25 protein-coding genes are annotated in these 24,565 nt (G+C 47.9%); 12 read left to right on the top strand and 13 right to left on the bottom strand.

Annotated features, from left to right (window positions below; translation table 11 throughout):
* Positions 1-49 precede the first annotated feature (49 nt).
* Entirely contained in the window at positions 50-1,576 is a 1,527-nt protein-coding gene (locus tag PSE6802_RS0123215) for a UbiD family decarboxylase (protein ID WP_019502426.1), read from the top strand.
* On the opposite strand, the gene PSE6802_RS0123210 is transcribed toward PSE6802_RS0123215, so the two are convergent.
* The 7 genes from PSE6802_RS0123210 to dusB all read right to left on the bottom strand — a co-directional run bounded on the left by PSE6802_RS0123210 (position 1,569) and on the right by dusB (position 6,773).
* Positions 1,569-1,964: a hypothetical protein gene (locus tag PSE6802_RS0123210; protein ID WP_019502425.1), complete on the bottom strand. Its 396-nt coding sequence runs from the start codon at positions 1,962-1,964 to the stop codon at positions 1,569-1,571. The two genes, PSE6802_RS0123215 and PSE6802_RS0123210, sit on opposite strands and share 8 nt — an antisense overlap.
* 8 nt (positions 1,965-1,972) lie before the next feature.
* Positions 1,973-2,359, bottom strand: a complete 387-nt coding sequence (locus PSE6802_RS32865; protein ID WP_019502424.1) for a hypothetical protein — start codon at positions 2,357-2,359, stop codon at positions 1,973-1,975.
* A gap of 121 nt (positions 2,360-2,480) precedes the next feature.
* Positions 2,481-3,320 (bottom strand): prephenate/arogenate dehydrogenase, encoded by an 840-nt coding sequence (locus tag PSE6802_RS0123200; protein ID WP_019502423.1) that lies wholly within the window; start codon positions 3,318-3,320, stop codon positions 2,481-2,483.
* A gap of 187 nt (positions 3,321-3,507) precedes the next feature.
* Positions 3,508-3,744, bottom strand: a complete 237-nt coding sequence (rpmB, locus tag PSE6802_RS0123195) for a 50S ribosomal protein L28 (protein WP_019502422.1) — start codon at positions 3,742-3,744, stop codon at positions 3,508-3,510.
* 110 nt (positions 3,745-3,854) lie between these two features.
* On the bottom strand, positions 3,855-4,199 hold the full coding sequence (gene rpsF, locus PSE6802_RS30105) for a 30S ribosomal protein S6 (RefSeq protein ID WP_036945728.1): 345 nt from the start codon (positions 4,197-4,199) through the stop codon (positions 3,855-3,857).
* A 174-nt stretch (positions 4,200-4,373) separates the two neighbouring features.
* A complete protein-coding gene (lptC, locus tag PSE6802_RS0123185; RefSeq protein WP_019502420.1) occupies positions 4,374-5,507 on the bottom strand; it encodes an LPS export ABC transporter periplasmic protein LptC in 1,134 nt (377 codons plus the stop codon).
* A 201-nt stretch (positions 5,508-5,708) separates the two neighbouring features.
* Positions 5,709-6,773, bottom strand: coding sequence for a tRNA dihydrouridine synthase DusB (gene dusB, locus PSE6802_RS0123180; RefSeq protein WP_019502419.1), 1,065 nt, complete (start codon positions 6,771-6,773; stop codon positions 5,709-5,711).
* 311 nt (positions 6,774-7,084) lie between these two features.
* Here dusB and PSE6802_RS0123175 point away from each other — a divergent pair, with 311 nt between their 5' ends.
* Together PSE6802_RS0123175 and PSE6802_RS0123170 are read left to right on the top strand one after the other, a co-directional pair.
* Complete coding sequence (locus PSE6802_RS0123175) at positions 7,085-7,882, top strand: hypothetical protein (protein WP_019502418.1); 798 nt, start codon at positions 7,085-7,087, stop codon at positions 7,880-7,882.
* Positions 7,883-7,903: 21 nt separating this feature from the next.
* A complete protein-coding gene (locus tag PSE6802_RS0123170; protein WP_019502417.1) occupies positions 7,904-8,302 on the top strand; it encodes a hypothetical protein in 399 nt (132 codons plus the stop codon).
* A 34-nt stretch (positions 8,303-8,336) separates the two neighbouring features.
* On the opposite strand, the gene ribD is transcribed toward PSE6802_RS0123170, so the two are convergent.
* The 3 genes from ribD to PSE6802_RS0123155 all read right to left on the bottom strand — a co-directional run bounded on the left by ribD (position 8,337) and on the right by PSE6802_RS0123155 (position 10,269).
* Complete coding sequence (ribD, locus tag PSE6802_RS0123165; RefSeq protein WP_051050654.1) at positions 8,337-9,431, bottom strand: bifunctional diaminohydroxyphosphoribosylaminopyrimidine deaminase/5-amino-6-(5-phosphoribosylamino)uracil reductase RibD; 1,095 nt, start codon at positions 9,429-9,431, stop codon at positions 8,337-8,339.
* A gap of 108 nt (positions 9,432-9,539) precedes the next feature.
* Complete coding sequence (locus tag PSE6802_RS0123160) at positions 9,540-10,001, bottom strand: hypothetical protein (RefSeq protein ID WP_019502415.1); 462 nt, start codon at positions 9,999-10,001, stop codon at positions 9,540-9,542.
* 73 nt (positions 10,002-10,074) lie between these two features.
* Positions 10,075-10,269 (bottom strand): hypothetical protein, encoded by a 195-nt coding sequence (locus PSE6802_RS0123155; protein WP_019502414.1) that lies wholly within the window; start codon positions 10,267-10,269, stop codon positions 10,075-10,077.
* A 211-nt stretch (positions 10,270-10,480) separates the two neighbouring features.
* Here PSE6802_RS0123155 and PSE6802_RS31440 point away from each other — a divergent pair, with 211 nt between their 5' ends.
* Positions 10,481-11,656 (top strand): substrate-binding periplasmic protein, encoded by a 1,176-nt coding sequence (locus PSE6802_RS31440; protein WP_019502413.1) that lies wholly within the window; start codon positions 10,481-10,483, stop codon positions 11,654-11,656.
* 5 nt (positions 11,657-11,661) lie between these two features.
* Positions 11,662-12,996, top strand: coding sequence for a dicarboxylate/amino acid:cation symporter (locus PSE6802_RS0123145; protein ID WP_019502412.1), 1,335 nt, complete (start codon positions 11,662-11,664; stop codon positions 12,994-12,996).
* 1 nt (position 12,997) lies between these two features.
* On the opposite strand, the gene PSE6802_RS0123140 is transcribed toward PSE6802_RS0123145, so the two are convergent.
* On the bottom strand, positions 12,998-13,612 hold the full coding sequence (locus tag PSE6802_RS0123140; RefSeq protein WP_019502411.1) for a tetratricopeptide repeat protein: 615 nt from the start codon (positions 13,610-13,612) through the stop codon (positions 12,998-13,000).
* Between the two features lie 164 nt (positions 13,613-13,776).
* On the opposite strand from PSE6802_RS0123140, the gene PSE6802_RS0123135 reads away from it, so the two are divergent.
* The 4 genes from PSE6802_RS0123135 to PSE6802_RS0123120 all read left to right on the top strand — a co-directional run bounded on the left by PSE6802_RS0123135 (position 13,777) and on the right by PSE6802_RS0123120 (position 18,818).
* The gene (locus PSE6802_RS0123135; RefSeq protein ID WP_019502410.1) at positions 13,777-14,994 is read left to right on the top strand and encodes an ABC transporter substrate-binding protein; all 1,218 of its coding nucleotides are present in this window, start codon (positions 13,777-13,779) and stop codon (positions 14,992-14,994) included.
* 279 nt (positions 14,995-15,273) lie between these two features.
* On the top strand, positions 15,274-16,848 hold the full coding sequence (locus PSE6802_RS0123130; protein ID WP_019502409.1) for a glycoside hydrolase family 3 N-terminal domain-containing protein: 1,575 nt from the start codon (positions 15,274-15,276) through the stop codon (positions 16,846-16,848).
* Between the two features lie 319 nt (positions 16,849-17,167).
* The gene (locus PSE6802_RS0123125) at positions 17,168-17,503 is read left to right on the top strand and encodes an MgPME-cyclase complex family protein (protein WP_019502408.1); all 336 of its coding nucleotides are present in this window, start codon (positions 17,168-17,170) and stop codon (positions 17,501-17,503) included.
* Positions 17,504-17,546: 43 nt separating this feature from the next.
* The gene (locus PSE6802_RS0123120) at positions 17,547-18,818 is read left to right on the top strand and encodes an MFS transporter (protein WP_019502407.1); all 1,272 of its coding nucleotides are present in this window, start codon (positions 17,547-17,549) and stop codon (positions 18,816-18,818) included.
* Here the strand turns inward: PSE6802_RS0123120 and PSE6802_RS0123115 are convergent, their stop codons facing one another.
* Positions 18,819-20,534 (bottom strand): DUF1565 domain-containing protein, encoded by a 1,716-nt coding sequence (locus PSE6802_RS0123115; RefSeq protein WP_019502406.1) that lies wholly within the window; start codon positions 20,532-20,534, stop codon positions 18,819-18,821.
* Between the two features lie 100 nt (positions 20,535-20,634).
* On the opposite strand from PSE6802_RS0123115, the gene PSE6802_RS0123110 reads away from it, so the two are divergent.
* From PSE6802_RS0123110 to PSE6802_RS0123100, 3 genes are all read left to right on the top strand, one after another.
* Positions 20,635-21,162 carry a hypothetical protein gene (locus PSE6802_RS0123110; RefSeq protein ID WP_019502405.1) on the top strand — a complete coding sequence of 176 codons (528 nt, stop codon included), beginning with the start codon at positions 20,635-20,637 and terminating at the stop codon, positions 21,160-21,162.
* Positions 21,163-21,292: 130 nt separating this feature from the next.
* Positions 21,293-21,730, top strand: coding sequence for an element excision factor XisH family protein (locus tag PSE6802_RS0123105; RefSeq protein ID WP_019502403.1), 438 nt, complete (start codon positions 21,293-21,295; stop codon positions 21,728-21,730).
* A complete protein-coding gene (locus PSE6802_RS0123100) occupies positions 21,700-22,035 on the top strand; it encodes a XisI protein (protein WP_019502402.1) in 336 nt (111 codons plus the stop codon). Before PSE6802_RS0123105 ends, PSE6802_RS0123100 begins: the two co-directional genes overlap by 31 nt.
* Before the next feature lie 14 nt (positions 22,036-22,049).
* Here PSE6802_RS0123100 and PSE6802_RS30095 read toward each other — a convergent pair whose 3' ends face one another.
* Positions 22,050-24,389, bottom strand: coding sequence for a GumC family protein (locus PSE6802_RS30095; protein ID WP_019502401.1), 2,340 nt, complete (start codon positions 24,387-24,389; stop codon positions 22,050-22,052).
* Positions 24,390-24,565: the final 176 nt, after the last annotated feature.

Raw genomic sequence — 24,565 nt, 5'->3', positions numbered from 1 at the left:
ATAGTAACAGAATTTTGATACATAACTTAACAAAGTCCGACTTAAAACTATGACCCGTGACCTGCGTTCGTTCCTGAAATTGCTCGAAACTCGCAACCAACTGCGGCGGGTCACCGCTTTAGTCGATCGCGATCTGGAAATCGCCGAAATTAGCAACCGACTCTTACAGGCTGCTGGCCCCGCGCTGATCTTTGAAAACGTGAAAGGTAGCAAGGTTCCAGTTGTGGTGAATCTACTCGGTACGGTCGAGCGGGTAACCTGGGCCATGGGAATGGAAAGTCAACAGGAACTGGAAGCGTTGGGCGAAAAACTTGGCAAACTGCAAAGCCCCAAGCCGCCCAAAAAACTATCTCAAGCTGTGGATTTTGGTAAAATTCTATTTGATGTGGTGAAGTCGCGCCCGCAGAAAGTTCTATTCGGTAACGCTCCCTGCCAAGAAGTCGTACTGCACGGCGAAGAAGTCGATCTCGATATCATTCCCACGATCCGTCCCTGGCCAAAGGATGCGGGTAAGGTAATTACGCTGGGATTAGTCATTACCAAAGACCCAGAGAATGGAATTCCCAATGTCAGCGTCTATCGCTTGCAGCAGCAATCCAAAAATACGATGACCGTGCATTGGCTTTCAGTACGGGGAGGAGCGAGGCATCTGCGCAAAGCTGCCGAAATGGGGAAGAAATTAGAAATTGCGATCGCGATTGGAGTCGATCCCTTATTAATTATGGCGGCGGCGACTCCCATCCCTATCGATCTCTCAGAATGGATATTTGCTGGACTTTATAGTGGTGAAGGAGTGCAACTGGTCAAGTGCAAGACCATAGATTTAGAAGTTCCCGCCCAAGCCGAGTTTATTCTAGAGGGTACGATCGCGCCAGGAGAAGTTCTGCCCGACGGTCCATTTGGCGATCATATGGGATACTACGGCGGTGTGGAAGATTCCCCTTTGATTCGCTTCCAGGCAATTACCCATCGCCGCGATCCGATCTATCTCACGACATTCAGCGGCAGACCGCCTAAAGAAGAGGCTATGATCGCGATCGCGCTCAATCGCATCTACACGCCTATTCTGCGCCAACAGGTAACGGAAATTACCGACTTCTTTCTGCCAATGGAAGCTCTCAGCTACAAAGCTGCGATTATCTCAATTAAAAAGTCATATCCCGGACAGGCTCGCCGCGCGGCTCTAGCGTTTTGGAGCGCGTTACCGCAATTTACCTACACCAAATTCGTAATTGTAGTGGATGAGTCGATTAATATTCGCGATCCGCGTCAGGTAGTATGGGCGCTTAGTTCCAAAGTCGATCCGGTGCGCGATGTATTTATTCTACCCAGCACTCCCTTCGATTCCCTCGACTTTGCCAGCGAGAAGATCGGCTTAGGCGGTCGCATGGGCATTGATGCCACTACAAAAGTACCTCCTGAAGCGGAGCATGAATGGGGTGAAGCCCTGGAGAGCGATCCTGACGTTGCTGCTATGTGCGATCGCCGTTGGGCAGAGTACGGCTTGGCAGATCTAAAACTCGATGCCGTAGATGCTAATCTATTTGGCTACGAAATTCCACCCTTTTCTACTTGAGATTACTATTCTTATTACTTCCAGCAAGATATCCTGCAATTCCAGTTATAGATGAAGTCAAAATAGAGCTAATAGTTGCGATCGCAGCTTTTTTCGCGTCTTCAGATGAGGTAGAACTGTTAATAATTTGCAAGCAAAAGTACAAACCAAAACCAATTGCTGCAATCGAGACAATTGTGAATGCAGTAGTTTTAAAAACTTCCATTCTTCGTTGGAAGCTTAAGTCATACTCTTTTTGTCGAGTCTCACTTTCGAGCTTAAGGCGATCGTTTGCTAAACGAGCAGCTCTTACATCGTCAGGCTCTTGACTGTATTGAAATTGTCCAGATTTACTAAATAAGTCGAATTTTTCTGGAAGATTTGCAGGAGTTGGGTTCTCAGATGTCATCAGTATGCTTACAATCCAACAACCTCAGTTATAAGTGTCTGATCTTGTTCAGCCACTCCAAATTTCTTTCCTTCTTCTTTTGCTTTAACGGCAAGCTCAATCAAGGAAATACCTCCTAGCAGGATTTCATCCTTTGTCCGTCCTATCTTGTTTGCAAGACTTTCAAGTTTTTCATCTATATCAGAAGATATATTCACCATTACACGAGAATTAGCTGGTGGTTTTTCTAGCTTCTTTGATAGTTGAGCTTCTTCTAGAGCGCTTTTAGATTTCGCGCCTCCCTCAGTCAACTTATGAAGTTCATCAATTATAGTTAATGCCATTGCTTGGATATTTTCAAGTTTATCCTCAGCAGTGGGAGATTGCGAAGTTTGTTGTGTAGGATTTGTACTCATAAATTTCCTTTATCCTCCAAGCTGAACATTTGCAGCTCCTGTTCAAAGTATATATTGAGATCTTCGGTTATGCGTTTGAGTATTTCCTGGAGAGTCGCTCTCCAGTTTAGACTGGCCTGCTTTACTTGATATAAAGAGGTCTTGCGGCTTGAGTTGTCTCTAGTAAAGCTTGCAGAGCATCCCAGTTGCCATTTTCGATTTCACCAATTAAGCTTTGCAAAACATCGCGGTACGTATGCAATGTTTTCAGTAGTGCGGTTTGGTTATACTCTGCCATTAGCCTGCCTAGCTCTGGATTGCCACCACCCACGCGGCTGGTATCGCGAAACCCAGAACTGGCTAGATTTTTTGCCAGTTGGACTACTTCTGCATCAGGTTCCTGCTGGCAGGAATGGATGAGCGCGGCACTGACCATTACGGGTAGGTGGCTGATCCAGGCTACAGCCCTGTCGTGAACTGCGGCATCGCACTCATAGATAAGCATCCCCAATGACTCCCATAGCGATCGCACTACTACCATTGCCTCTCGATCTTCGGTAGGTGCGATTACGCAGGGGCGGTTTTTAAATAAATTGCGCTCGGCGGCATTAATGCCACTAAAGGCGGTACCTGCCATAGGGTGGCTGCCCACAAAGCGGCATAGCTTAGTTGCTTCGCCGACTATGGCGGATTTAACAGAGCCAACATCTGTGAAGATAGTTTTTGGGCTGAGTTGTGGCGCGATCGCCGCGATCGTTGGCAAGATGGCGGTGATGGGCGTACAAACGAACACCACATCGGTTTTATTCAGATAAGGGATCATAGATACCTCCTGACAGGCGGCATCTACGGCACCAATCGCTACGGCCTGCTTGCAGGTATCCGAACTGCGACTGATACCCCAAACGTAATGCCCCAAGCTTCTCAGATCTAAACCGAGAGAGCCACCAATTAAGCCTAAACCAGCAATGCCAATGTTCATAGGGAGATTTCTCAGTGAAAATATACCCCTGGTTTAGGGGCAGGTTTAGCACGAATCCTATGGTTCTATTCGTTAGATTAACTACAAAACCCGTCCCTGTTGTATTTCAACGAGCAAAAAGGTCTGCAAAACTGCAAACCCCTAACATGCCGCTATTTCTAATTTCGCGATCGCAGATCGATCGCACTTAGAATTTATTTAGATCTATGCCTGCTTCTTTCGCAAAGGTACTCAAGCTTTTCTTTTGCAGGGTCTTAATGGCTTTCGTGGAAATATGTAATGTCACAAAACGATTGCCCTCCGGCCACCAAATACGCTTCCACTGTAAGTTAACGTGTTGTAGGCGCTTGTGACGTTTATGGGAAAAGCAAATGGTAACGGAGTTATTGGCTTTTTTGCCTGTTAGCTGACAGTGGCGGCTCATGTTAGTTCAACCTATTTAATGCTTTGTTGTTTTTTTGTTTTTAGTCCAGCCTATCATTATACAAAATAAATAGGCTGGGTATTGGTTACTTTTAGCGTTCAGCGCTCGTTTTAGCTAGCAGCAGTTTCTGACTCAACTTCATTCCCCGCGCCTACTGCGACTCGATCTTCAGCCTCTCTAGCTAAAGTCATATAGCGAATTACATCGTCGCTCAGACGCATAGAGCGCTCCAACAGCTCGATGGTGCTGGGCTTGGCATAGTAGTTCATTTGAACGTACACGCCTTCGCGATGCCTATCAATTTCATAGGCAAGACGGCGCTTGCCGCGATGCTGGACTTTAATTGACTCAGATCCCTGGTCTTGTAAGAAAGTTTGGTACTTGGCGATCGCACTCTCAATTTCTCCATCACCTAAATCGGGGCGGAGAATGTACATGGTTTCGTATGGACGCATTAATACAGTTTCCTTGTGGACATTAGGCTTTTATAGAGCTATAGCCAACAGGCTTAAGACCGGGTGCAGGGGTGAAACCCCTGCGTGGGGGCGCAGCCCCCACACCCCCTGTACTAACAAATCTGTCTACGGCTATATCATTCGATAAAAGCAAGGCTTAGAAATTATAGCTAACTATGGTGTAATTTTGGTAACCACATCGCCACCGGAAACTTGTACGGTTTGCTCGGCAATATTGGCAACGGCGCGATCGCCCGTAACGCTGACATTTTTCTCGGTTTGACGGTAGTTGACATTACCCTGAACGACGATTGTCTGAGCGGGAATTTGCCACTCCACCGCATCTGCTGTGAGGACAGCCTGATTCTGCTTGGAACTAGCTTGAATTTGGCCGTCCAGGTTTATTTGCTGTTTGCCTAGATCGATTCGCCCCTTATTAGCATTTAGCTCCACGCCTCGGCTGTTGCTGACCACGCGCAGAGAAACAGGCAGGTTCACGATTTGTTTCTGAATATCCCACACTAAGGAATTAGAGATGACATCAAGATCGCGGTCGAAGGATCTGCCCTTCACATTCCCAACTAAAGTCACCAGACTATCTTTGATACTCCATTCGCCCTTGTCAGCTCTGATCCTCACTTTTTCCTTGAGATGGACGACGCGAAAAGGCACATCCGCAATCACCTTATTGAGATTGGCATCCCACACTAGTAAGGCACTTTCTAGTCTGAGCGGCGGTTTCACCGAGGTTGCAACCACTTCTTTCTCTAGTTTAAAGCGGTTCGTACTGGGATAGGCCGTCAGCTTTTTGCCGACGATCGCTAGCTTATCGGCAGGTTTTTCGGCCTTGATATTGCCCGTTGCGGTTAATAAATCTCGATCCGCTTCCCACACAATCCGATCTGCTTTGAGGTTAATCCCGTCTTTAATGGCGATCGCGCTCACTTTCCCCTCAATCGTAATCTCGCGCTTAGCTTGATCGATCGTCCCCCTCTCACCCACAGCTTCGATCGCTGGCTTGCCATCGCGGAAAAACTTGCCCCTGACTTTCTTCACCGAAGCTATGCGCTGATTCTGGTTGTATTCCGCATTGCTGGCCTGAATTTCCCACAACTGCTTGCCATTCTTGTCAACTTCTGAAAACGTGATATTGGAAAGGCTAGATCCTGGTAATACTGGTGGTATAGAGCCATTTGGGACTGTTTGCCTCTGGATGGTAAACCACCAGACAGTGTAGGCTCCAACTCCAAGCAATGCCCCAACCAGTAGCCATACAAAGCGCAGCTTCGACCAATCCAAATTTTTCATAAATCTATGCTCCTAGTGGGGGAGTTATCGAATCGGGGCTTACGCAAGATAGATCCCCCAACCCCCTTAATTAAGAGGGCTTTAGAAGTCCCCCCCTTGTTAAGGGGGGCTAGGGGGGATCTCGATCTCAGCATTCAATACGTAAGTCCTACAAATCTTGCCAAACCTCCGTGACGATAACATAGATCGGGCTGCATATGCCTACATTGCCACCGACATCGCCAGATCCGCTTCGGTTGCTTGCAACTCGTGCGATCGATCTGCTAGTTGAGCGATCGCGGCATCTAGTAAATCTAAACCCTGTTGCAGGTTTTCTACCAGGCATAATTGCCCCCGCAAAGTTGCGGCTCCAGCAAAACCCTTGGCATACCAGGTCATATGTTTGCGTGCCTGCCGAATGCCGCGATCGCCCTTATAGTCGTACAGTTCGATTAGATGGGTGCGCGCCACCTGCAGGCGTTCTATGGGTGAAGGCTTGGGTTTAAGTTCTCCAGTTTTAAGGAAATGGTCGATTTCACCAACCAGGAACGGATAGCCCAGTGTGCCGCGCGAACACATCACACCATCCGCGCCTGTTTGTTCTAGACAAGCGATCGCCGCTTCCACCGAGAAGATATCGCCATTGGCGATTACGGGAATGGACATTATTTCTTTAACGCGACGAATCCATTCCCACTTGGCAGGACCATTGTAACCCTGCGCTCGCGTGCGCCCGTGTACGGTAATCATCTGAGCGCCCGCATCCTCCATGCGTCGCGCAAAGTCCAGGATATTAATCTCGCTTTCACTCCAGCCAATCCGAGTTTTGACGGTGACGGGAACGTTAACCGCACTAACTACAGAGCGGACAATTGCTTCTGCCACCTCTGGCTGGCGCAGCAAGGACGAGCCACCCCCATTTTTAGTAATTTTATTTACCGGGCAACCCATATTGATATCAACGGTATCGGCTCCTTCAGCGACCGCCATGCGAGCAGCTTCAGCGAGGAAATCAGGTCGGCAGTCAAATAGTTGGATGCTAATTGGCGTTTCCGATCGCTCTACTTCCATAATCTTGGGTAGCTCTTTGGCGTATTGCAATCCAGTTGCGTTCACCATCTCGGTGTAGAGCATTGACTGGGGGGCATAGCGGCGCACCAGTCGGCGAAATACCATATCCGTAACACCGGACAAGGGTGACTGCAATACGCGGCTGTGCAGCTCAAAGTTGCCTACCTTGAGCGGTGCAGCCAGCTTTTGTTGGAGATCGGGCGATAAAACGGGCATACGTGCAGTAACTCAGAACAAACCTTAATTCTGATTTTAGCCCGTGCTATGCCGACAAAGCAGGTTTAAATGACCTGAGTTTTTTTAGTGTTAATGCAATACTTACGCGATGTGCAACTAACGTACTCCCTCATCCCCCAGCCCCTCCTCCCAAGGCAGGTTAAATCTTAAGGTGAATTGGGGAACATCAGGTACAAGAGAGCGGTCGAAGCGTTCAATTAGGATGTTAGAGCGATCGCAGCTTAAAACTGGAAGTGCGTCATTACCATTAATTCTGGCTGATTTTGACGTTGATATAGCTATCGATCGAGATGCAAATTTCCAAAGTTACTTTTTCCGTATTGCTAGCACCCTTCATACTGCTGGTTACGACAAATTGTGCTAGTAATCCGTCAGTTGCTTCCGAGCCAATTCCCATCGATCCTCCCCCTCTGACGACATCTAAGTCGAGCGGCGAACGACTTCATTCGAGTGTGCCGAGGTGCGTCACCTGGCCAGAGTTCGAGCGAGCGAGCGAGGGCAAAAGAATTGACAGCTCCAATCGTTCCAATAGCCTCGATCTCAACAAGCCACAAGCATGGAAAGATTGGGAACGCCCTTACGCACCCAATGCTGTTAATATCTTCTATCGCACAGTTTTAGTGGATTCTTACTATCTCAATCGCGAAGAAGTAGTTCGCTTGCTGGAGGCAACTAAAGATCGATGGCAATCTCCTGCCGCTCCAACTGCCAACTCAGCCCACACTAGCGATTCCTCAACTTGCAGTCTCAAAAATTGGAATTTGTTAGATCCATATGGAGAAGTAACCTTCACGATCGCCGTCACCAACCGTAGCAAGAGAAAACAACAAATTCTTGCCGTCGAACTAGAAATTTTGGATAAGGATGGCAACGATCTGCGTACGTTGAGCAACCCATATCGACGCTACCAGGGATGGACTTTCGGTTTTGAGCCACCCCTCCGCGATGGTGAAACTAGAGAAGTAGAAGGATTTAGAAAATATATGGTCGGTTGGCATCAGGTAAAGCTCAAACGCTGTCAGTGGTTAAACTCTTCCGAGCAGTATCGACAGTTATATCCAGAGATTAATAATATCTATTTACCGTAAATTTGCGATCGAGAAGTAAATATGGCAGGATTTTCTTGGCGGTGCTTCTTACTGGTTATCTTTGTAGCCAGTCAACTCTACTACATATTACATTTTGTCGGTCTTAGAATATATTGCACTGGAACAACCTCCGCTTATTTCCATGCCAGCCACCCAATTTGCCAAGAATTTGGCAATCGTCTATTTGCGATCGATTTCTGGCTTGTAGCTCCACTCTTAGTGCTGACATGGTTCCTGATGGGAGACAAGAAAAGTAAACGAGTGATATTCCTGAGAGTTTTTATTTTGCTCTACCTATTGCTGTTAAGATTTGCGATCGCATCTCTTGTCGGGAATATCGAAGTGAAACCGGATAAGTTTACTGCCTATGCTAGATCGATTGAGCAATCTTTCAGTTCAGTTGGAAAAACTATATGTTGACAAAGAAGGTTTCAACGACTCGATTCTTTCTGCCTCAACTTGGGATATCTATCTCTTGTCTCACGTAACCTGCAACAAGCAAATCGTCGCCGATATTTGAGGTGCTAATTCTCTCTAGATTTAATGCTTGCGTCATCCTGGTGTAGCCCAGCGATGCAATTGGCCCAGGTGCGTCAAGCCCACCAATTAACTTAGGTGCGATAAAAGCATAAACTTTCTGGATCGATCCCGATGCGATCGCGCTGGCAGCCAGGACACCACCGCATTCCCACAACACCGCATTGCAGCCGCGCCGACCTAATTCTGACATGACATACTGGGGAGATAATTCTGGCAACACCAGTACTTCAACACCGCGATCGCGCAGGCATTCTGCTACCTGACGATCTCGATCGGTTTGGGTAATTACCAAGGTACGCTGTCGGTCGTTCACCTGCCACAGGTTAGCCTCAATTGGAAGGTCTAAGGTTCGAGACATGACTACTCGCAAAGGTGATTGCTCTGAGATGCCGTGGGTGGTGAGATGGGGGTTGTCGAGGCGTACGGTATTGCCACCCGTGACAATAGCATCGCATCCTGCCCGCAGGTAGTGTACTTCGCGACGCGCAGGTTCAGAAGTAATCCAGTAACTATGCCCAGTTGCAGTGGCGATTTTGCCATCTAGAGTCATGGCATACTTGAGAATGCCAAACGGGACTTGATGGGTGACGCGATGGATGAATGCCTCATTTAGTTCTTGACAGGCAGTTTCAGCTACGCCCACCGTAACAGAAATTCCGGCTTGACGCAGGCGATCGCAGCCGCTACCCGAAACGCGCGGATCGGGATCGACCATGCCCACTACCACATGGCTAATACCTGCCTTGACGATCGCTTCGGTGCAGGGAGGGGTACGACCAAAATGGTTGCATGGTTCTAAATTAACGTAGAGCGTGGCTCCCTGCGTGGCATCAATACCACGATTAGATTGGGCGGCGGCGATCGCGAACACCTCCGCATGGGGTTGTCCGGCAGCGGGGTGAAAGCCTTCACCGATTAGTTCGCCATCTTTGACGATCGCGCAACCAACCATAGGATTGGGTGCAGTCCGCCCTCTAGCCCCTTGAGCAAGTTCCAGACAGCGCTGCATCCACTTCAGGTGGTGTAGATTATTTAGCTCCTGCCAATTTTCTCGATCTCGATCTGGCACTGCTTAACATCAAAAACTTCCTAATATTTCATAGCTAAAAGCTGATATCTAGAGTACCTTATGGGTGTGGGGATGTTGCTTGACGTTATCTTCTTCGCGGACGACGCGATCTGGGTTGAGAATGCGTTTTTTCTCTAGCGAAAAGTTAAAGTTGGTATGAGTTTGCCCTACGGGAATGTGTTTTTTGGCCTCGGGACGAGTTTTGTAGGTGCGGGCAGCAGCGATCGCGCGATCGAGAAACTCACTACAGATCTGGACATCAGCCGGAAAAACCCCTGCCGGTAGCTGGGGCTTACCATCACTATCCAGTATCTGCCCGAGATCGGTGGCATAGGCAAGTTCGTAGGAGGTCGGGATCTGCTTGAGGATTGCCTCTAAAGCCGCAGAGGGAATCGGTTCTGCCACTTTGACTTGCTGAACTTCACCATCAGCTTTAATGAAGCAGTTGGCAATGCCCAAAATAATGTAATCTGAAGGCTGGAGGTCAGGAGCAGTTTGATAAGTGGACATATAGGGGTTAATGTGTTGTTATATGGAGTAGTTTGGCTGAATTCAGGCTACACTTCTGCACGAACCTCAGCGTCTACTTAGGTAAGTTTTGTACGGAGCCGACCGTAACTACTGCTTCTACCTGCGCAGTTTGTCGATCGGCATCTACAGAAGTAATCGCCCAGCGCAGTGGTTCGCCGTGCTTGGCTAGTTCGGTATTGACCGCCTCAATTACTGAGGATTCCGCGCTATTTAAGTCGATTTCTGCGGTAACGAAATGGGTAGTCATGTGGTATTAGTGGCAACAAACTACTATATTAACCTAAACCCAATACTTCTTGGTCAAGTCCTTGCCCCCTGCACAACTAGGGGAGACAGATTGTTCAAATTCCCCTAGAATTTGGGAATTATAGGGGTACAGGTCATAGCTAAATCGACTAACTGAGAAGTTATTAAGCCCAAACAACCACAGGGCTAACATGCGCTAGGAGACTCACTAAATGCTACCTAGAATAAATAATTTAAAGTTCTATGCAGTAATTCAAGGCTTGCAAACTTTATTGACAAGAACCCGCTCGGGCTTGATTATCGTTCTAATTTTATTTATTTTTATGGGGCGATCGCCCTACGCTTTGGCGCTTCCTCTTAAAATTGCTCAGGACATTCCAGTCAGCGATCGCTCGGGCATTCGAGGCGCGATCGAGCAAATGACTTTGGATAAAGGAGCATCTGAAGTCTTACCAGATGTCAGCATTCAGGGCGTGCTTAAAGACATAGACATAGAGCATGGTGCTACAGAGGTATTACCGACAATAAGCGTGAGAGGTCATCTAGAGCAAGCAGCCCCAGATTCTATATCTCCAACATTCACTCAGTTGAAGATTTCCAAGCAAGTACCTGCTGAGAAGGAAATAGAACCTAGCTTTCCAGAAGATATAGGGAGAATATTAAAACGCGGCGAACTTATAGTAGCAATGCTGGGAATTGATAATCCACCTTTTTTTGAACGGGCAAAGGGTAACGTGCTTTCAGGTTTAGATGTCGATATTGGCAGATCGATCGCTCGGGAATTAGGCGTAAAAGTGAGATTCGATCGCTCGCCGAAAACATTTAACGAAGCTGTAGAATTGGTGCAAAGACGAAAAGCTGACTTAGCAATCTCTAAACTCAGTATTAGCTTGAGACGAGCTAAACAAATGAAATTCTCGTTGCCGTACGTGACTATGCGTCAAGCCCTTCTTGTAAATAGGTTACAACTCGCGCAGAGAATGAGTGGAGGCTTTACGGCGGAAGAAGTGATTAGAGGCCTTGATGGTAAGGTAGGTGTAATTCAGGGTACGCAGTATTCTCTATTTGCGAAGAAAAGATTCCCCAAGTCAACGGTGGTAGAGTTCCCTAAATGGACTGATGCGGTTGATGCTGTTGGCAAAGGCGAGATTCTGGCTGCCTTCCGCGATGAGCTAGAAATTAAGAAAGTCCTTCTCCTCCAACCTGATTTCGCACTTCAGGTGCAGACAGTTGCATTTAGCGATACGACAGACCTACTTGCCGTTGTTGGCCACTGGCAGAGTTCTCAACTCATAGATTTTGTCAATTATGACCTCAGTCTGAACAAGCTGAGTTATACGGCAGATCAACTAATAAAAACCTATGAAAATTCATTTCGGAAGGAGTAACTGCATTGGCTGAGCTAAAATCATGGACTCCCACTTCCTGGCTATTCGGGGTACTGCGCAATCCGTGGACTATTTTGTGTAGTGCTTTAATTGCAATATATCTGGGTGCATCTCAACCAAATTTTGCGAAATCACTTGCTCCATTTGGAAATATCTATCTCTCTTTGCTGAAAATGTGCGTTCTGCCCATACTGATTTCAGCAATTACCATGAGTATAGGCAGATTGATGGTCTCCCATGAAGCTGGGCGGTATATTAAGAGAGTTCTTCTCGTATTTCCCATTGGCATGTTGGCGGTATCGCTGGTAGGTCTTCTGACCGCATTAATCTTAGGGCCTGGCAGAAGTTTGAGTTCGGGGACACTCCAGAGGCTAGGCGTTTTAATCAATAAAGAAGGAGTGGATTTAGTCATATCTCTAAGTGGGCCTCTAACTCCACCCAAAGAGGTGCCGAACTTACTCGGCTTTATTGCTAGCATGATTCCTAGTAATATATTCGGCTCGCTCAGCGAAGGGGAAACGCTTAAAGTTGTCTTTTTCTCAATTGTATTCGGTGCCACGCTTGGGATTGTTAATAGTAAATCTAGTAATCCATATCGAGTCTTTAGTACCTTTGACTATATCTACAAATCTTTCAATAAGCTGATTGGCTGGCTGACCTTACTACTACCCTTTGGTTTGTTCTGCTTGTTAGCTTCACAGATTGCTAAAGCAGGTTTAAATGTGATCTTTGCGATGGTAAATTTTCTAATCGCTGGGCTAATCGCCTATGCCATTGTCTACATCATCAGCATGTTAGTAATTTGGAGTCGAGTCAAGCGCTCCTTCCTATTCACTTTTGCCACGTTGCGCGATACTTCCATATTAGCGCTAGCTACGAGTAATGCTTTTGCTTGTCTGCCTTCTAGCATTGCCGCCATGAGCGACGGACTTAAATTCGATCTGCAGGCAATCAATGTGATTGTGCCTTTGGCAGTTACGGTCGGTAGATTTGGTCAGGTGCTCTACTTCGCCCTTGCCAGTCTATTTGTGGCTCAGCTTTATAAGTTTGACTTGGGTGTGGGGGGACTATCGATAGTAGTGGTTGGTTCGATTTTTGCAGGCATCGCTAGCTCGGGCGCAACGGGTATTGCTACCCTCGCAACTATGGGTGTAGTTTTACAACCTTTAGGCTTACCTTTAGATGCGGTTCTGGTTCTCTTTTTTGCGGTCGATCCGATTATGGATCCATTCCGCACTTTGTGTACCTTGCATACTAGTATTGCTGTTAGTGCAGTAATTGCAGATGTGGAACCAGATCGACAAGTAATTGAAACAGAAGACTATCTCGTGGCTTCGTAACCTATTGCATCAGCAAATTTTGGAATCTTGAATCTTGGCGGATTTCATCAAAACCAGGATGCTTCTTAGCTAGGTTGAGATATCGATGCCGATCTAATTGAATGGCCTGGTGGAGATACTCGATCGCTGAGTCTACATTACCCTGCACCATGTAAATGCAAGCTTGGCTGAACCAGGCAGCCGCATAGTTAGGATTTATCTCGATCGCTTTGGCAAAGGCAGCGATCGCACCGTTGAAGTGCTGCAAATTTCCCATAGCGCAGCCGCGATTGTACCAGGCCTCTGCCAGATCGGGATTAATTTCTAGGGCTTTATCCCAACTGGCGATCGCCTCTTCATATTTGCCTAAGTTGCCCAGAGCCACACCTCGGTTATACCAAGCTTGATGGAGTTTGGGATTAATCTCTATGGCTTTGTCGTAACTGGCAACCGCCTCATCGTATTCCTGCAAATCGCCAAGCGCCATACCACGATCGTTCCAAGCTTCCGCAAAACCTGGCTTAGCAATCAGTGCCTGGTTAAACGCCGCGATCGCCGCTTCGTACTGCCCGATTTTACTGAGCCGAATCCCCTCTTGAAACAACTCTTCTGGGCTTAGCTCTTTTGCTTGACTCATAAAAGCGATCGATTTTTTTCATAAATTGTTTGACCATAACAAATTGTACCGGAGCGCAATACCGAACCCCGATCGAAAGCCTCTGTTATTGTGTAGGGTAGGAAAGTGACAAGAAGCAACTATTTCTTAAGATAATTGTGCTCGTATATTTAAGTAATGATTTTATGAAAAGCATATTTAAACACCTGCTGACTGCATTTATAACCTGCATTCTGGTTGTAGCCTGCGGCCAGTCAAACACACCGATCGCCACTACAACTACAGCCCCAGTTAACACAACGGGTAACGCACCTATCCCCATTGGGATAGGTGTGGCTCAGACCAGTAACGTTGCCCTTTTGGGTCAGGAGCAAGTAATTGGTGCCAAAATTGCCGAGCAGTTTTTTAATCAGAAAGGTGGTGTAAATGGCACGCCAATTAAGTTGTTTTTCCAGGATACTTCCGGTGACGAACAAGGTGCCATCAATGCTTTTAATGCCCTAATTAATCAAGATAAAGTGGTCGGTATAGTGGGGCCTACCCTATCTCAACATGCTTTCAGCGCCGACCCGATCGCCGAACGAGCCAAAGTCCCCGTGCTCGCGCCTTCAAATACGGCTAAGGGCATTCCCCAAATAGGCGAATACATTTCGCGGGTATCGGCACCAGTAGCGGTTGTAGCACCGAACGCCGTCAAAGCCGCGCTCAAGATTAACCCCAATATTAAAAAGGTGGCAGTATTTTACGCCCAGAACGATGCTTTTAGTAAGTCGGAAACCGGAACATTTCAAGAGACGGTGAAGGCTCAAGGGCTTGACCTGGTTACCGTGCAAAAGTTTCAGACCACGGATACCGACTTTCAAACCCAGGCAACTAATACAATTAACCTGAAGCCCGAACTGGTTATAATTTCCGGGCTAGCGGCTGACGGCGGCAACCTGGTGAAACAGTTGCGCGAACTAGGCTACAAGGGCTTAATTATTGGTGGTAATGGGTTAAATACTTCTAATCTGCTACCTGTTTGTAAAGCTCTATGCGATGGCATCCTGATCGCCCAAGCATACAGTCCCGAGCATCCTAACGAAATTAACAAAGAATTTCGCAGAATCTACACCGAGCAAAACAAGAAGGAACCACCGCAGTTCAGCGCGCAGGCATTTACAGGCGTACAGGTATTCGTAGAAGCACTGAAAGCCGTAGATGGCAAAACTAAAATTAGTACTTTATCCCTACCTCAATTGCGCACCGATCTAAATAAAGCGATTTTGGCAGGTAAGTACGATACTCCACTGGGCGAGATCTCCTTTACCCCCGAAGGCGAAATCATTCAGAAGGAATTTTATGTCGCACAAATCAGTATGGAACCAGGCGGTAGTAACGGTAAGTTTAAATTCTTAAAGTAATCTGTAGCGATGCTAAATCATTTATGAACGTGGTGCAGGGGCGGTCAACCCTGCGTGGGGCGCAGCCCCACAACCCCTTTTCACCAATCATTTGCGATCGCTATAGATTTTCTATATAGCTATAGCCAACAGGCTTAGGACGGGGTGCAGGGGTGGAACCCCTGCACCCCGTCCTAACAGATATGTCTACGGCTATAACTAAATTGTTCTAAATTTTTTGATAAGCTGTCAACTACAAGGTTGGCAGCTTTAAGCGTCACATGCTGCGAGGCACTCTCCATGATTACTCTCCCAAATATTGATTCGCTGTCGCTGCAAGAACAAGTGGCTCAGATGATTGCGATCAGGGCATCAGGATACTTATACGATCATCAGATTCAATATCCCAACTGGGAACCACCCAACCAAACTCTGCAAACTTGGATTAGTCGGTATGGTGTGGGTGGTGTCATCCTGATGGGTGGTAGCGCGCCAGAAGTTTATTTGCGATCGCAGCAACTCCATTCCTGGGCAGGGATTCCGCTTCTAATCGCTGCTGATGTTGAGGAGGGTGTGGGGCAAAGATTTGAGGGAGCTACTTGCTTTCCACCGCCGATGGCACTCTCGAATCTGGCATCGCCACACACAGCGATAAATATGGCAGAAAGGATGGGAGCTGTCACGGCGCAGGAGGCAAAGGCAATTGGGCTGAATTGGTTAATGGCTCCCGTTGTAGATGTAAACAATAATCCTGCCAATCCAGTCATCAACGTCCGGTCGTTTGCAGAAAACAGTATGGAGGTATCTAGATTAGGCTCGGCGTTTATTCGCGGTGCTAAATCCCATGCCGTGCTGACTACCGCCAAACACTTCCCCGGACATGGAGACACAGCCATTGACTCTCACCTGCAAACACCTACTATTGACTGCGATCGCGAGCGTTTTACTAATGTGGAACTGCCGCCTTTTGCCAGCGCGATCGCTGCGGGTGTGGATGCGGTGATGACAGCACACGTCTACGCGCCCGTTCTGGACGCTCAGTATATCGCCACCCTATCACCCAAAATCGTTACAGATTTGCTAAGACAGGAAATGCGGTTTGATGGTCTGATTGTCACCGATGCACTGGTTATGGCTGGCATTGCCGATCGCTATACAGTCGAGCAGGTGGCAGTACAAGCTGTGATGGCTGGTGCGGATATACTGCTGATGCCTGTCGATCCTGTCGCCACCATTGAGGCGATCTGCGCTGCCGTTGAAGCAGGTAAAATTAGTCGCTATCGCATCAAAGCCTCACTGGAAAGAATTTGGAAAGCAAAGACCCGTGTTTGTGGCGAACAGCCCGCCCTTGACGAGCTTTATACCAACTTGGGTAGTGAGGAAAATCTCCAGGCCAGCCAGGAAATTACGGTTAACTCTCTACGCATTCATAAGCCTCCATCGCTTGCGCCACTCCGCGATCGCCAGGCGATCGATCTTCTAATCGTCGACGACCAACTTACCTGCACGGAATTTTTATCTCCGCGATCGGCTGCGGTTGCAGTGCCCAGTCAATTGGGCTACCCGCATTTGATTCTCGATCGCTATACTTTGCCGTACGTCAAGTTAGAAGGCTATCCGCACGTACTCCTGCAAATATTTAGTCGCGGTAATCCCTTCCGGGGCAGTGTCGATCTGCACGAGCAGATCGGTAAATTAATCACAGAACTAGTAGAACAAGACAAACTAGCTGCGATCGCCGTCTATGGCAGTCCCTACAATCTCGACCGCATCATTCCATTGCTACCACCTGGCATACCCTGGACGTTTTCCTACAGCCAGCTACCTGCAGCTCAATTGGCAGTCATGCAAGCACTGGGTTTAGCTGCGGTTTAAGATCGATAACCTTTTATAGCTATAGCCAATAGGCTGAGGACGGGGTGCAGGGGTGAAACCCCTGCGTGGGGGCGCAGCCCCCACACCCCCTGTCCTAACAGATCTGTCTACGGCTATAACATTAAGTAATTAAGATCGATAATTTTAGGGCTTATGCTTAAGTCTTAAAATATAGCTATAGCCAATAGGCTGAGGACGGGGTGCAGGGGTGAAACCCCTGCGTGGGGGCGCAGCCCCCACACCCCCTGTCCTAACAGATCTGTCTGCGGCTATATATAGACGAAGCTGACTTTTTCCAATTGTTCAAAACTTTTTTCATATGCAAGAGCCAAAAAACTATTATTTTGTCGCCGCTAGCCGTAATTTTTTGTGCGAAGACGAACCCCTAGCAGAATCGCTGAAAGAACGTACCCGAAATTATGGCGATCGCAAAAAAGAAATCGACTTCTGGCTGGTAGAGCAGCCAGCTTTTCTGGATGCGCCGGAAATGGCGGATGTGAAACGGCAATGCCCGCAACCGGCGGCAGCGATCGTTTCCACCGATCCAAACGTAGTACGCTGGTTAAAGCTTCGCCTGGAGTTTGTCGCCACAGGCGAATTCACTGCACCTAGCGCAACTATCCCAGATCCCTTAGCTTCTCTAGCTATCAGGTAGGGACTTAAAGCTAAAAGCTAAAAGCTAACTCTTACATAACCAGATGCGCTTATCTCAAACCTTTCAGCAACTTCCCGTTGATACGCGGCGCAATTTGGTTGCATGTTTCTTTACAGGACTATTGTTCTGGTCGAGCATGGCATCACAGCTACCTGTCCTGCCGCTGTACGTTGACAGTCTAGGCGGTACTGAGGCACAGGTTGGCTCGGTGATGGGTGCCTTTGCGATCGGATTGCTCCTCTGTCGCGCCTATCTGGGCAGGCTGGCCGATCGCAGAGGTAGGCGGATCGTGATGCAACTTGGCTTAGCAGTTGCTGCTGCTATGCCACTATGCTATGCCTTATCTAATTCCATCCCATTGCTGATGGTATTTCGAGCCGTGCACGGTATCAGTATTGCTGCCTTTACCACTGGTTATAGTGCCCTCACGTCCGATCTGGCTCCACCGAAGCAGCGCGGTGAAATCATTGGCTATATGAGTTTGGTGAATCCATTGGGCTTGGGCATTGGCCCCGCATTAGGGGGGTGGATCCAGGCAACATGGGGCTATCAAAATCTATTTATCGTTGCTGCTGGGCTGGCAATGATGGGATACGCCGTCACTTGGGAGATTGAGGAGGAAGGATATACATCCACAGTACGAGGTGTCGCAGTGCAAGATCTCGGTACGATCGATCGTCGCACTCATCTACCATTTTGGCCGACCCTGCTTAGCCCCAGGGTGCGAACTCCCGCTTTGATTTTATTCCTAATCGGTCTGATATTCGGCAATCTCAGCGCCTTTTTGCCTTTATTGATTAAAGCGCAGAAAATTCCCTTTAATGTCGGCCTGTTCTACATGGCCGCCGCGATCGCAGGTTTTATAGTGCGATTGCCACTGGCTAGAATTAGCGATCGCTACGGACGCGGCTTATTCATATCGTTGGGATTGTGTTTCTATGCAACGTCCATGTTAACGATCTTTGTCTCCCACTCTGCACCTCACTTCCTTGTTGCAGGAATGCTGGAGGGGATTGGAGCGGGTATTACGATTCCGGCGATCGTGACTTTGCTCGCAGATCGGACTGTATCCGCTGAAAGGGGTTTTGTCTTTGGCTTAGCCTGGGCTGGCTTCGACTTAGGTATCGCTTTTGCGGGGCCAGTGATGGGCAATATTATTCCGCGCGTGGGATTAGCAAATTCCTTTTCGATCGCTACAGGATTATCTATTCTGGCGATCGTTATTTTCAGCACGCAAGCAAACCACAGCCTCGCCGAATCATTGCGCTTTGCTATGGGCAAGTCTAAAGATAAATACGCAGTAACTCAGATTTAGCTAGCTGTTCATCTGAACGACGATCGCTGGCAAACCAGAATCCAGTAATATTTTGGCTTGCTCTTCAGCAGTATCGCGATCGCTGTAGGCTCCGGTTTGCATGGCGGGGCGACCGTTATATCTAGCCATAAAAGCATTAGGAACTACACGGCGGATCGCTTCTCTGGTAGTGCTTGCGCTCAGAGGTACTACCACGCGATAGCGCAGCACCTCTCTGTTCGTAGTGGGATTCTCGACCCGGCTGCTCGTAGTAATTGGTGGCAGGGCAGTTACGGGTGTCACGGGCTGAGTTACAACTGTACTGATGGGGCGCTCCACCACTTTACCTGGAGGCCGCTTAGTCGACACAGGGGGTAAACTGCGCTCGATCGAAATCGTAGTAGGAATAGGTTCGTTGGGCGAGGGTAAAGGTGCAACGCTAGCAGGGTCTGGATTAATCTCTGGGTTGGTGGTGCGCGGCGGCAGCGTCGTACGTGGAGGTAATGTAGTCGTGCGTGGCGGCAGCGTCGTACGTGGAGGTAACGTTACGCGCGGTGGGATTGTCGTACGTGACGGTAATGTTGTGATGGGAGAAACTGGCGAAACTACCCTGGGAGTAGTTTGCGGCGGTGGGGTGTAACTAGGAGTTCTCGCCACAAATCGGGTTGCGACTGTATCGATGGGGCCAGCAATTTTACTGCGACTCAGTTCGTTACCAGCCGCAGCGATCGCCACGCCAGAGACATTGTGAATATCTTTAACCTTATTATTTTGAATCATGTTACGACCGGGATCGGTGGCGATACCCATGTCTGGTACGGGCTGACCCTCCCGATCCTTAAGAATGACTACACCATTGCGATTGTTGTTGGTAATCGTATTACCGCGTAGAACTGGAGTTGCGACATTGGAAATAATTACCCCATCTACATTGTTGACGATGCGATTGTTGACAAGCATCACCTGAGATTTCTGTCCGATAGATAAGCCGAATCCAGTGTTGTTGAAGGTATTTCCCCGAATTTCTCCCGTGCTATTACCAACTGCTGAAATACCACTGCCTCTGTTTCGAGTAAATATATTGTGCGCGATAAGAGCTTGAGTATCGCCAGTCAAGAAAATACCATCATGGGTGGTATTCCTAAAAGTGTTGTTGGTAATTACCACATTGCGCCTGGACTCTAACCAAAGGGCATAACCTCTAAAGTTACTATTAGTGAGAGTGATGCCTTCGATAGTAGTATTATGCTCCGCCAACATCGTAATATTCTGGCTGGCAAATGTAGGACTGATGAATTTACCGCCACCAGAGATCGTCACGCCTTCGCCTTTGGTGTTGCTAGTGCCAATAAGTTTGATCCCTGGCAGCAATTTGATTGGAAACACCTCTCCATTTTCCGCATCATATACACCAGGGGCTAGTTGGATCGTGGTGCCTGGTTGGGGGTTAGTGCTTAATGCGGCTGTAATCGTTCGGAATGGCTGCGACTGCGTACCTGCGCCTGTAATATCAGTGCCATTGGGCGCGACAAAGATAACGTTCGTGTCTTGCTGGGCTACCAGCAAAGGTTTGTCAGTGATGGTGCCAGGACTTACATGGCTTAAAGCACCCTCCACAGATGTAATTTCTGGAGTGCCTGTTACACCTGCATTTGCCGACCAACATAGCCCTAAAGTACATAGCCCTAAAGTACCAGTAGTAGATACTAAACCCCGACCTAATTGTCCCCAGTGCATGGTAATAATTTCCAATTCCAGAAATTTTGTGTGAATATGCTACATGAAAAGTTAGATTTTCAATAGTTATTTCTCGGATAAACACAATACCAGGTTAAGTATGGTTCAGTACACGCTTGCCCAAAGTCCAGAAGTTGTAATTGCAGTTCCTGGCAAAGATTCACCCAAAGCCCGCGAAAAAGCCATGGCTCAATTAGTCGAACTGATGGATGCCGGTCAGATAGAGGCGGAGCTAGAGGATGGGTTTAGTCCCCAACAGTTTATTGAAGTCAAGGAGCTACCTATGCCAGCTACTAATGAGGCAGAGGATGCTATTACTCAAGCAGTACAGGTGTTGAATAATCTGGCAACTTTAAAGGTAAAAATGCAGGAACTGCGAGCCGAAGCTATGAAAGTGCGATCGCAGGTAGATATTTTATTTACCGACGAACCTGTTAGCGAGGAGGAAATTTCCAGTTTGCGCGAAGGGTTCAAAGTCCTCAAGAACTTTGCCCAATATAATTTGCGCTATCAAGAAGCCAAATCTCAGGCACATAACGCTAGGGAAGTCCTGGATAGAGCATTACAGTCTAGCGACGCTCCTAAATCAGAACCGGAACCCAAAAAGCTTGAGCCTTCTAAGAAGTAATTTGCCGACCTTAAAGGACGCGAATATGCAATGGCAGTACTGCAAGCCAACGAAGTTCTTGTCCTTCATAAGGGCATCGATGCCTTGGTATGCGATACCTCGATTGCTGTAGAGGTGGGGGTGTAGAGCCATGTCTCGCAAAGATCGATTTCATGAAGCAGTTAAACACGCTCTAGAAAAAGATGGCTGGCTGATTACCCACGATCCATTTACGATCCAAATTAGCGAAGCCGTTAAACTAAAAATTGACTTGGGGGCTGAAAGCGCGATCGCGGCTCAACGCGGCCAGGAAAAAATTGCTGTCGAAATCAAAAGCTTTATTACAGACTCAGACATTAATGAGTTTCACACAGCTTTAGGACAATATTTGAACTATCTTCAGGCACTCGAAGATAAAGAACCCGATCGCGTTTTGTATCTTGCAGTTCCCCTTGAAACCTATCGTGATTTTTTTCAAGTCCCTTTCATCCAAAAATCTCTCAAACGTCATGCGGTAAAGCTAATTATTTACAACCCTACCAAGGAGGAAATCAAACAATGGATAAGCTTCAACAATACCAACAAATAATTCGTCAGGTCTTAACAGAACAAGCCCATCCCTACGCTCATTCCAATGAGGTAGAGACTGAAATCATTTGCGACACCGAACACGATCATTACCAACTCACCTATATCGGCTGGGAAGATCAGCAACGAATTTTTAATCTCATCCTGCACTTTGATATTAAAGATGGCAAAATCTGGATTCAGCATAATGGAACGGAAGTGGCGATCGCTCAAGTTTTGACCGAAAAAGGCGTTCCACCCTCCGATATTGTGCTAGGTTTTCACTCTCCCTTCAAACGCCAATTTAGCGGATATGCGATTGCGTAGAAACTACATGGTTATCAACGATCGATTTCAGTTACGGCTGCGGTATCGTCGTCTGGTTCCATATCCTTCGCCTGTGGTAGTGCTAGGGATGGATTAATTTCCGAGCCTGCAAAGCGATCGGCTCGATCTTCCCCATCAATGCCATCGATGCGATCGATTTGCTCGATGGGAGGTTCCGTATAGTAGCTGCGGTAGTCGGTGTAGTAGTCACTGCTATCGTGCCGATCGCACATGTTAATTAAAATCCCAGCAATACGAGCGTGTCGCTTGATGAGAATATCCACAGTGCGGGCGATCGCAGTGCGAGTAGACTTTTGAATTGCCGCTACCATCACCACCGCATCGACCTTAGCAGCCAGACTTTGAGCGTCGGCAAGACCGACGATGGGGGGTGTATCGAATAAAACATAGTCGTATTCGTCTTCCCAGGCTTGCATCAGGTTTGTCATCTTGACGGACTCTAGCAGCACTAATGGGTTAGGCGGAATCGGCCCTGATGTCAGCACGTCCAGGGAATTTTGCAAGGACAAGGTACGGACTATTTCCCGCCAGGCATGATTGGTCGCGATCGCTGTAGATAGACCTAAGCCGTTAGATAGTCCAGCCAGTTTATGAATAGTTGGCCTGCGCAGGTCGGCATCGACCACGAGTACCCTATAGTCCAGTTCTGCTAAGATACAACCTAAGTTGTAAATCAACGTACTTTTGCCTTCCGCTGGCAGCGCTGAAGTGAACGCGATCGATTTGATGGAGCGGTTCACATCGAGATAGCGCAGGTTAATTGCCAGGGAGCGCAGAGACTCGACAAAAGCAGCATGCTGGTAGTTCGATACGATGTTTGCCACAGCATTAGATACGCTCTCATGGCTTTTGTCAGTCCGATCGCTAGTACTGCTGGCATAAAATGGCGATGTCTTAAGTTTGGGTATCGTTCCCAACAAAGGAATATCAGTCAGCTCTTTAATCTCATCTACCTCTTGAATGCGACGCTCGTTGCGTTCCAAAAGGAGGACGAGTGCTAAAGCTAGTAGAACTCCACCAACACCACCCAACACGAGATTGAGAAGGATATTCGGATCGACTGGATATTCTGGTAATATTGGGCGATCGAGCAAGCGCCAGGAGGGACTCTCTTGCGATTCAGCGAGGCGCAACTCCTCTAATCGCTCTGCAAATTTCGCATGTAAAGAAGAGTCAAAGGAGAATTGGCGCTGTAGTTCCGTATAGGTTTGTTGCAACTGGGGAATTTGGGCGAATGCGGCTACCACCTGCTCGCTGGCGCGACGCACGCTTTCTCGTTGGGCGGATTGCACGGCGATCGCGACCTTAGTGTCAAATAACTGGCTCGCCAGCGTTTGTCTGATATTCGATTCGCCATCGGTGATTACTCCCACGGATGAGGCTCTGCCGCCAAGCGTAGATTCCACCTGGGCTTGCAAAAGGCTGTAGAGGCGATCGCGCTTATCTCTAAGCACGCGCACGGAGGGGTGGGCTTCCTGGTAGCGGGTACGTGCCATGAAATAGTCTATTTCCGCTGTTTGGAACTGCTTGACCAGATTTTGATAGGTTGTATCCTGTGCCAAAATTGCCCGATCGACAGCTACATCGGTAGGATTCCCAATCTGCTTTTGGAGTTCGCTGTATTTCTTCTCAGCTTCGATCGCCTTCATTTCGAGTTCCTGCTCTTTCTGCTCCAAAGCTTGCTTCATGGCATATACGGAAGCAGCATAGGTATCGGGATCGGTGATGCCATTCTTTCTGCGGAACTGCGTAATTGCCAGAGCAGACTGCTCTGATTTCTTCTTTAACTGCGGTATCTTAGCTTGAATGGATTGAATGGCATAGGTCGTCTGGGAGCGCAGATCTTTAAGCTTGTATTCGTTGTAGGCATCGGTTAAAGCGCGCAAAACCTGCGGTATCCGAGTTCGGTCGGTATCTCGATACGTCAGCCACAGCACCATAGCATCGTTCTCTTGCCTGATTGCGAGATTGCTGGAAACTTTAGTGACGAAATCTGCTGGGATGGGAATTGTTTGTGCAGCTCTCAAATTTGAGACGGCGGTTTCAATTAGAGGCAGGCTGCGCAGAATAGCTATTTCCGTAGCGACATTGACGCGATCGAGATTGATAACGCGATCGGGCTTACCCTGCAAATTGCCAGTCCGATTGGCATTGATATCGACAAGTAAAGAAGTGGAGGATTCGTAAATGGGAGTTCTCGTAAAAGTATAAGCTGCCGCGCCAGCAAATACGGTAACTGATGTTGCCAGTGCTGCGAGCCAGCGTCGCCGCAATATCCTTTGCAGCTTAGACAAGCTGCCTTCTTCACGATAGGTGACTGAGTATTCTGCCATTTTTCCTCATCCCACAATTGCATGTTTATGCATCTAACATGTATGCCCCAATTAGCGTTGTATTTGCCCGCAAAACGCTTACAATACATTGCTCAGGGGACATAGCTGGTTTGGCACGATCTTCAGCCTAGCAGCTTATAGTAAGCCACCCAGTCTAGAATAATATCATCATTATC

It is taken from the genome of Pseudanabaena sp. PCC 6802, from assembly GCF_000332175.1.
In the GTDB taxonomy this organism is placed as follows: Bacteria; Cyanobacteriota; Cyanobacteriia; order Pseudanabaenales; family Pseudanabaenaceae; genus PCC-6802.
The sequence above is the reverse complement of the archived record's forward strand: the minus strand, read 5'-3'. Positions and strand labels throughout refer to the sequence as shown.

Bases quoted from the DNA above. Each gene is read 5' to 3' on its own strand.
- rpmB (WP_019502422.1), bottom strand. From the start codon at position 3,744: ATGAGCCGCCACTGTCAGCTAACAGGCAAAAAAGCCAATAACTCCGTT.
- PSE6802_RS0123110 (WP_019502405.1), top strand. From the start codon at position 20,635: ATGGTTCAGTACACGCTTGCCCAAAGTCCAGAAGTTGTAATTGCAGTT.
- PSE6802_RS0123100 (WP_019502402.1), top strand. From the start codon at position 21,700: ATGGATAAGCTTCAACAATACCAACAAATAATTCGTCAGGTCTTAACA.
- PSE6802_RS31440 (WP_019502413.1), top strand. From the start codon at position 10,481: ATGCTACCTAGAATAAATAATTTAAAGTTCTATGCAGTAATTCAAGGC.
- PSE6802_RS0123155 (WP_019502414.1), bottom strand. From the start codon at position 10,269: ATGACTACCCATTTCGTTACCGCAGAAATCGACTTAAATAGCGCGGAA.
- lptC (WP_019502420.1), bottom strand. From the start codon at position 5,507: ATGAAAAATTTGGATTGGTCGAAGCTGCGCTTTGTATGGCTACTGGTT.
- PSE6802_RS0123120 (WP_019502407.1), top strand. From the start codon at position 17,547: ATGCGCTTATCTCAAACCTTTCAGCAACTTCCCGTTGATACGCGGCGC.
- PSE6802_RS0123210 (WP_019502425.1), bottom strand. From the start codon at position 1,964: ATGACATCTGAGAACCCAACTCCTGCAAATCTTCCAGAAAAATTCGAC.
- PSE6802_RS0123140 (WP_019502411.1), bottom strand. From the start codon at position 13,612: ATGAGTCAAGCAAAAGAGCTAAGCCCAGAAGAGTTGTTTCAAGAGGGG.
- PSE6802_RS0123125 (WP_019502408.1), top strand. From the start codon at position 17,168: ATGCAAGAGCCAAAAAACTATTATTTTGTCGCCGCTAGCCGTAATTTT.
- PSE6802_RS0123170 (WP_019502417.1), top strand. From the start codon at position 7,904: ATGGCAGGATTTTCTTGGCGGTGCTTCTTACTGGTTATCTTTGTAGCC.
- PSE6802_RS30095 (WP_019502401.1), bottom strand. From the start codon at position 24,389: ATGGCAGAATACTCAGTCACCTATCGTGAAGAAGGCAGCTTGTCTAAG.
- dusB (WP_019502419.1), bottom strand. From the start codon at position 6,773: ATGCCCGTTTTATCGCCCGATCTCCAACAAAAGCTGGCTGCACCGCTC.
- PSE6802_RS0123105 (WP_019502403.1), top strand. From the start codon at position 21,293: ATGTCTCGCAAAGATCGATTTCATGAAGCAGTTAAACACGCTCTAGAA.
- PSE6802_RS0123200 (WP_019502423.1), bottom strand. From the start codon at position 3,320: ATGAACATTGGCATTGCTGGTTTAGGCTTAATTGGTGGCTCTCTCGGT.
- PSE6802_RS0123130 (WP_019502409.1), top strand. From the start codon at position 15,274: ATGATTACTCTCCCAAATATTGATTCGCTGTCGCTGCAAGAACAAGTG.
- PSE6802_RS0123160 (WP_019502415.1), bottom strand. From the start codon at position 10,001: ATGTCCACTTATCAAACTGCTCCTGACCTCCAGCCTTCAGATTACATT.
- PSE6802_RS0123135 (WP_019502410.1), top strand. From the start codon at position 13,777: ATGAAAAGCATATTTAAACACCTGCTGACTGCATTTATAACCTGCATT.
- rpsF (WP_036945728.1), bottom strand. From the start codon at position 4,199: ATGCGTCCATACGAAACCATGTACATTCTCCGCCCCGATTTAGGTGAT.
- PSE6802_RS32865 (WP_019502424.1), bottom strand. From the start codon at position 2,359: ATGAGTACAAATCCTACACAACAAACTTCGCAATCTCCCACTGCTGAG.
- PSE6802_RS0123115 (WP_019502406.1), bottom strand. From the start codon at position 20,534: ATGCACTGGGGACAATTAGGTCGGGGTTTAGTATCTACTACTGGTACT.
- ribD (WP_051050654.1), bottom strand. From the start codon at position 9,431: ATGCAGCGCTGTCTGGAACTTGCTCAAGGGGCTAGAGGGCGGACTGCA.
- PSE6802_RS0123215 (WP_019502426.1), top strand. From the start codon at position 50: ATGACCCGTGACCTGCGTTCGTTCCTGAAATTGCTCGAAACTCGCAAC.
- PSE6802_RS0123175 (WP_019502418.1), top strand. From the start codon at position 7,085: ATGCAAATTTCCAAAGTTACTTTTTCCGTATTGCTAGCACCCTTCATA.